Consider the following 6804-nt stretch of genomic DNA (forward strand, 5'->3'; position numbering starts at 1 on the left):
AAACCTTCCTCTAGGTAAAAGGGCCACCGGCGAGTCAGCAGACCACCGGCGGCCGACGGGCGTGACCCGCATGGAGCATATGCAACCACTGTGGGCCACGCGAATCAATCGTTGAAAGCCGAAGCCCTTAACGCCTAGGCAGCGGCCTCGGTCTTCTCCTGCTCCTTGTTCGCAAGGATGACGAACGGGAGCCAGATGATGAAGGAGACAGCGAGGTTCAGGAGCGCGACGAGCGCGGCCATGACGTTGCCGCCGGTGGCGAAGAAGGCGTACAGGCCAACGGGCATAATCCAGGGAACCTGGATGTAGACCGGCGGAATGATGCCGGCGTAGGTGAAGCCGAGCGCGATAGCGGCGGTGATCACCGGGACGAGCAGCCACGGGAAGAAGTAGATCGGGTTCAGCACGATGGGCATGCCGAAGATGATGGGCTCGTTGATATTGAACACGCCCATGGGAGCGGCCAACTTGGCGATGGTCTTGGAATCCTCACGCTTGGAGAAAAAGAGGATGGCGATGATCAGGCCGAGGGTAAGACCGGAGCCACCCATCATGGTGTAAGCGTCGAAGGAGCCGCGGGTCCACATGTAGGGAAGCTGGGAGAGGTCGCCGGTGGCGTTCCAGACGGCGAGGTTCTCGAGCAGAGCGGGGGTGTAGATGCCCTCGGTGATGGGGGCGAGGACGTTCATGCCGTGAATGCCGAAGAACCAGAAGAGCTGGGCCAGGAACTCGACGAGCAGGACCGTGAAGAAGCCGGAGGACATGCCGAGCAGCGGGCGCTGGATGAACTCGGAGATGAGGTCGTTCGGGTAGGAACCGGAGACGACGACGCAGATCTGCGTGATGATGGCGGACACGAAGATCGCCGCGACGCCGGGGATCATGGCCACGAAGGCGCTGTTGACCGCGGGCGGCACGGAATCGGGCAGCTTGATGGTGAGCTTGGTCTGGATGAGCTTGATGTAGATCATCGTGCAGACGAGGCCGAAGATCAGGGCGGTGAACAGGCCCGTGGCGCTGGTGAGCGCCGTGGAGATCATGCTCGAGCCCACAACGTCCATCGTAACCGCACCGGCGTCCGTCACCGTAAGACCGGTGAGGCCGGCGGCCTCGAGAGCCTTGACCGCATCGGGGGTGACGTCGGCCAGGGTGTAGGCGAAGCTCGGGGCGAAGTTCATCGTGGCCACGACGGAAGCCAGGGAGACGGCGCCGCCGGAAATCGGCGAGACGTCATAGGACTTGCAGAGGTGGTAGCCGAGGGTGAACGCGAAGCAGAGCGCGAGAATGGAGATGGAGCCGTTGTACACGTTCACGTTGACGTTGATGAGCTGGGTGCAGGCCTCGGTGAAGGCGTTGCCCGCGCCCCACCAGGTGTTGGGGAGGTCACGGAAGAACACGTTCAGAAGCGTTGCGACGGAGCCGGCCATCGTGACCGGCATGATGGAGATAAAGCCGTCACGGATGGCGACGAGGTGACGCTGATTGCCGATCCTCTGCGCGATCGGCATGAACTTGGTCTCCATCCAGTGCATGAAACCGTCCATGGGTGATGCCATGTCGTCTCTCCTTAAAAAAGTGGGGTGATGATCGAATAGACACGGATGCGGGTGCCCCCGCGGGTTCGGGCGCGCCGGGCGCGCGGCCGATTACTCGTGGCCGATGAGCTTGAGACCCTGATCGAGGACCTTGGCACCGTCCATCATGCCGTACGCCATCATGTCGATGACCTCGACCGGCGTGTCGCCGGCGACCGACTTAACCTTGTCCAGCAGGAAACGAACCTGCGGACCGAGCAGGATGACGTCGGCCTTCTCGGCGTTCGCCTGAGCCTCGGCCTCGGGCACGGCCCAGATGGTGGCCTCGATGCCGCGCTCCTCGGCGCTCGCCTGCATCTTGGAGACCATCAGGCTCGTGGACATGCCTGCGGAGCAGCAAAGCAGAATGTTGACCATGAGCTCTCCTCCTTTCCTTCTCCCGCGCGGTGCGGGAACGACATTGCGCGGCCGTGGAAATGCGACCGCAATATTCTCATCACCCCACCTTGATGATACGCCGTGGAGCGAGGAATACCCAACGAAAGTTGACGTGCGCCGCGCAAGCGGCGGGTGGGCAGGGGGTCGCCCGCCCGGACCGCCTCGCGCAGGCCCCTTAAGCGAACTGGGGCAGGTACTGCCTGTGGGCCTCGATAAGCTCATCCACCACGATGTTGGCGAGCTTGTCGGAGGGGCACAGCGGGTTCATCTCGAGCGCCGCGACGGCAAGGTCGCGGTCGCCAGTAATCGCCGCCTCGACCACCATGCGCTCGAAGCCCTTCATCATCTGCACGTAGCCGGCGATGCGGGGCTTGAGCTCGCCCGTGGTGAGCGGCTTGGGGCCGTCGGCGGTGATGCGGCACGCCACCTCGACGGCGCTCGTCGAGGGCAGGCCCTCGATGCAGCCGTCGTTGCGGACGTCGACGTACTGGATGTCGCCGCGGTTGGTGTGGATGGACTCGATGAGGTTGCAGGCGGCGTCGCTGTAGCGGGCACCGCCGCGCTGCTCGAGCTGCTTGGGCTTGATGTCGAGATTCTCGTCGCGGTAGATCTCGAAGAGCTCGTCCTCGAGGCGGGAGACCACCTCGCCGCGGACGTTGCCCTCCTCGAACTCCTTGAGCTCCTCGGCGAGCATCTCGTCGGTATGGAAGTAATAGTTGTGGTAGGGGCACGGAATCGCGTGGATGCCGCGGATGAACGCCGGCGAGAACGGGATGGACATGAAGTTCTTCATGAAGAGGGCCTCGTCCTCGGAGACGTGGGCGTACTTCTCGACCGCCTCGTCGATGACGGAGACGCCATCCACGAACACACCGGTGGCGAAGACGAAGTGATTCACGCCCTGGAGCTGGAGCTCGAGACGGCTCTCATCGACGTCGAGCACGCGGGCGATACCGGCGTGCATGTTGATGGGCACGTTGCACAGGCCGATGGCGCGGTCGAAGTCGGTGTAGTTGAGGATGGCCTCCTCGATCATGCCGGAGGGGTTGGAGAAGTTGATCATCCACGCATCGGGGCAGAGCTCCTGAACCTCACGGACAAAGTCGAGGATGACCGGGATGGTGCGGAACGCCTTGAACATGCCGCCGGCGCCGTTCGTCTCCTGGCCGAGCATGCCGTGGGACAGCGGGATGCGCTCGTCGAGCACGCGGGCGGGAAGACGGCCGATGCGGACCTGAGAGGTCACGAAGTCGGCGCCGTCGAGCGCGGCGCGGCGATCGGTCGTGAGGACGACCTTGGTGGGAAGGCCGGCGCGCTTGACCATGCGCTGGGCCAGTGCGCCCACCGTGTCGAGCTTCTCCTGGCCCTCCGGGATGTCGACGAGCCACAGTTCGTCCACGGGAAGGTTCTCATAGCGCCTGATGAAGCCCTCGACCAGCTCGGGGGTGTAGCTCGAGCCGCCGCCGATGGTCGCGATTTTGATACCGTTTGCCATAAGTCCTCTCCTCCTCTTCAACAAGTTCAGGATGATCTGCTCAACGCGATATTCCTCAATTAGGCTGCTCGCCCTTGAGGCCGTCCTGCCTTTTGTCGATGGCGTGTGACGGGTTGAATAACAGCTCTTGGGTTACGTTGTACTTCCCTAGAGCAGGATGCCGAAGCGCGACCAGGAATCCAGGTAGTCGAGCAGCATCTGCTCGTAGGCGGGCAAGGTGCCAACCACGTTGCGCGTGCCGTCGTCGGGCATGTCCTGCAACACCAGCTGCAGCTCACCCTTATAGCGGGGGCTGGCGTTGTTGACAACCACCACGTCGCCGCGCTTGAGGTCGCGGCCGACCGGACGCACCGGGATGTCGAGGTCGGCGAACTCGACGCGCGACCACGTGCTGCGCAGCAGATAGGGACTCAGGTCGCCGCGGACCTTGTGCTTGGGATAGAGAGCGACCATGCGCTCGTTGTCGGTCAAGCCGGAATCGGCGACAGGACGCATCTGGACGAGGGAGCGATCGATCTGCTCGATAGAAGCCAGCTCCTCCTCGGTGGCAAAACAGTTGGAGATGATGATGTCGTCGACCAGGCCAATGGCGGACAGGTGGCGCGCCTGGAAGTCGAGCGGAAGCTCGCGATGGCACTCGAGGGTGACGAGGCCCTCACGCAGGGGCCAGGGGCCGAAGGCATCGGCGCGGGGGATGCCGATGAACGCGGCGAGGTTCACACCAAGCTCGCAGACGATTGCGCTCTCACGCTCGAAGAAGGCAGTGTCGAGGCCGCTGAAGCGCTGCGGATAGAAGTTATGACAGGAAATGAGACGCGCACGGTCGGGATCATGCGTGAGCGTCGCGGCCAGGATGCCATCGGCGCAGCTGGCGTTGAGCTCGATCATGAGACCGTAGGGGTTACGGGTCATGTCGGCGACCTGGCTGGGCTGGAAGGGCTCGTCGAGGCGGATGCCGTCGGCGCCGATCTCGTGGAAGAACGAGAGGTCGTCATAGGAGATGCCGAGTTTGGCGAAGACGCTGGGGGCGACGTCGAAGACGACCTCCATGCCGTTCGCGTGGGCGCAGGAGGTGAGCTCGGCAGACTCGCGCTTGACCTGATCGGGATCCCCCTCGACCGACAGCAGGCAGGAGAAGATGCGGCTAAAGCCGTGTGCCGCGGCGCGCTCGATGTATGCGCAATCCTGCTCAACCGTCGAATGCTCCGGATACAGGGAGATACCCCACTTCATACGCGGACGTCCTTCCTCACGTGGCCTGCGTCGGCGCACACGGCAATTGTGTGCATCTGGTGGTTGGAATTATATCGATTCAATTGGAGTCCGGCAGTAGGAATACTCCACCCCTCTCAGGTGCTAAAACGCTATTTCTTGGCGTAATGCCAGCTATTTGTATCGATTTAATTTTAGTCTGCATAATCGAGTAAAACCGCGAACGGTAGCGATTTACCGGTGAGCGGATGGGGGCAAGCGACGAAAAACGTCTCCGGCTAGCCACCGGCATGTCGCGCGCAGAGACGACGGCGGCGAAGGGCCATGAGGGAGACGACGCCCCGCCCGGTCGCGGCTAAGGCGATGCGAAGGTACGAGGGACGATGCAGGGCAACGGCGGGAAAGCGTGGCTCAGGTACTTCGAGGCCACCCTCCCCCGCCATGCCACAAGGAGATTGCAGCCCTCATTCATTTCCATGGCTGGAACGCAGCGATTATGGGCATAATTCATAAACATGCCCATATAAACGGAAAGGAGGCGTTCATGACGGCTCTCAAAGCGGTTGTTTTCGACATGGACGACACGCTGCTCAGCATCAACCTGAACGCCTTCATCGGCATGTTCGCACTTGATGAGGCAAACCTTCTCGCCCAAGCGGCACGCAAGAGTACCGTGGCGCTCTTCACCTCGGTGGGAAGTGCCATGTTGGAGCTCAACAACGGAGAGCGCGCCGAGGGCGACATACGGACGAACCAGCGGTTTTTCGCCGATGAGGTTGAGCGCCGCTGTGGCGTGCCCCTGCTCGAGCCCGCAATCCTCGACATGCTCGAGTTCTACGAGCGCGAGATCCTCCCCAAGAAGAACGACCGCCTCATCGCCGCGCGTCCGCGCGAGGGAGCCCACGAGGCGATTGAGGCCGTACTCAATCGCGGGATGCGCATCGCCCTTCTTACCAACCCGAGCTTCTCGCGCGCCTGCATCGAGTGTCGCATGGGCTGGGGCGACATGCTCGACATGCCCTTCGAGCTCGTGACCACCTGGGAGAACTCGACGCGCTGTAAACCGTGCTCCGGCTACTACCTCGAGGCGCTCGGCAAACTCGGACTCGCCCCCGAGGAGACGCTCATGGTGGGCAACGACCCCAAGCGCGACTTCCCCTCCCCCGCAATCGGGCTCAAGACCGCCTACGTGGGCAACGGCAACCAGCCGCGCGCCCTTTGGTGCGGCAGCATGGCGGACTTCGCCAAGGGCTTTGACGAGATCGAAGAGCAGTTCTGCACGGGCGACTGACGCCATGGAGCCTTCACCCGAATACACCCCAGGAGCGGCATCGAACTCAAACGAAGACCAATATTGCGCTGAGAGCGGAATGTAGAAAATGAAGCGTTTCACAGTCCTCATTTTTCGACATTACGCGCTCGGATCATCTCTGTAAGCGAAGCTGCCACATAGGCAGAGGCAGCACGCTTACAACCGTGTCTCGCCCGTCATGATCTTCAAGATCTCGACGTCGGTGTCCTTCATGCCCACGCGGCCCACGTAACCCATGCTGGCGATGGTCTCCTCGACGGTGTCTTGCACGATGCCCTCACCCGCGCGGAAGCCGCGGTCGGCGAGCGCCATGTCGCATCCCAGGATGGCGGCATCCACTGCGGCGGAGATCTTCGCCGCGCAGCTCGCCTTGGCACCGTCGCACACGATGCCGCCCACGTTGCCGAGGGTGTTCACCACCGTCGCGCCGATCTGCTCGCGCGTGCCGCCGCGCATCCAGCAGATGGCCGCGCCCGCACCGCACGCGGCGCACACCACGCCGCAGAACGCAGAGAGGGCTCCGATATAGCTCTTGGTATGAATGGCGACGAGGTCCGCCAGCGCAAGGGCGCGCGTGAGACGCTCCCCCTCGATGCCGAGCTCCTCAGCGTAGGTGAGCACCGGCAGGGCGCACGTGATGCCCTGGTTGCCCGAGCCGCATACGATCGCGACGGGCAGGGCGCAACCGCTCATACGGGCGTCGGAACCAGCGGCGGCGCGGGCCCGGGCGCGGCAGGCGAGGTCGTCGCCGCGCGTGGCGAGCAGCGTGCGTCCGACCTCGGCGCCCCATGCGTTCTCGAGACCCTCGGCGG

Annotated in this window: 6 protein-coding genes; 1 reads left to right on the forward strand and 5 read right to left on the reverse strand. The window is 63.2% G+C overall.

Features of this window, described 5'->3' with window-relative positions:
* Nucleotides 1-134 precede the first annotated feature (134 nt).
* From ACT8II_RS07200 to ACT8II_RS07215, 4 genes are all read right to left on the reverse strand, one after another.
* Nucleotides 135-1556: a PTS sugar transporter subunit IIC gene (locus tag ACT8II_RS07200; protein ID WP_443813505.1), complete on the reverse strand. Its 1422-nt coding sequence runs from the start codon at nt 1554-1556 to the stop codon at nt 135-137.
* 90 nt (nt 1557-1646) lie between these two features.
* Nucleotides 1647-1952 (reverse strand): PTS sugar transporter subunit IIB, encoded by a 306-nt coding sequence (locus ACT8II_RS07205; RefSeq protein WP_118653556.1) that lies wholly within the window; start codon nt 1950-1952, stop codon nt 1647-1649.
* A 196-nt stretch (nt 1953-2148) separates the two neighbouring features.
* On the reverse strand, nt 2149-3468 hold the full coding sequence (locus ACT8II_RS07210; protein WP_443813508.1) for a 6-phospho-beta-glucosidase: 1320 nt from the start codon (nt 3466-3468) through the stop codon (nt 2149-2151).
* Nucleotides 3469-3615: 147 nt separating this feature from the next.
* The gene (locus ACT8II_RS07215; RefSeq protein ID WP_304292462.1) at nt 3616-4701 is read right to left on the reverse strand and encodes a DUF871 domain-containing protein; all 1086 of its coding nucleotides are present in this window, start codon (nt 4699-4701) and stop codon (nt 3616-3618) included.
* A gap of 523 nt (nt 4702-5224) precedes the next feature.
* Between ACT8II_RS07215 and ACT8II_RS07220 the strand changes: the two genes are divergently transcribed.
* Nucleotides 5225-5971: an HAD family hydrolase gene (locus ACT8II_RS07220; protein ID WP_317439984.1), complete on the forward strand. Its 747-nt coding sequence runs from the start codon at nt 5225-5227 to the stop codon at nt 5969-5971.
* 177 nt (nt 5972-6148) lie between these two features.
* On the opposite strand, the gene ACT8II_RS07225 is transcribed toward ACT8II_RS07220, so the two are convergent.
* The coding region (locus ACT8II_RS07225; RefSeq protein ID WP_443813511.1) for an L-serine ammonia-lyase, iron-sulfur-dependent, subunit alpha at nt 6149-6804 on the reverse strand (656 nt) is incomplete at its 5' end.

This window comes from Collinsella sp., assembly GCF_052346665.1.
Classification (GTDB): Bacteria; Actinomycetota; Coriobacteriia; order Coriobacteriales; family Coriobacteriaceae; genus Collinsella.

Excerpts from the sequence above, each read along its gene's own strand:
- ACT8II_RS07200 (WP_443813505.1), bottom strand. The coding sequence starts at position 1,556 with ATGGCATCACCCATGGACGGTTTCATGCACTGGATGGAGACCAAGTTC.
- ACT8II_RS07210 (WP_443813508.1), bottom strand. The coding sequence starts at position 3,468 with ATGGCAAACGGTATCAAAATCGCGACCATCGGCGGCGGCTCGAGCTAC.
- ACT8II_RS07215 (WP_304292462.1), bottom strand. The coding sequence starts at position 4,701 with ATGAAGTGGGGTATCTCCCTGTATCCGGAGCATTCGACGGTTGAGCAG.
- ACT8II_RS07220 (WP_317439984.1), top strand. The coding sequence starts at position 5,225 with ATGACGGCTCTCAAAGCGGTTGTTTTCGACATGGACGACACGCTGCTC.
- ACT8II_RS07205 (WP_118653556.1), bottom strand. The coding sequence starts at position 1,952 with ATGGTCAACATTCTGCTTTGCTGCTCCGCAGGCATGTCCACGAGCCTG.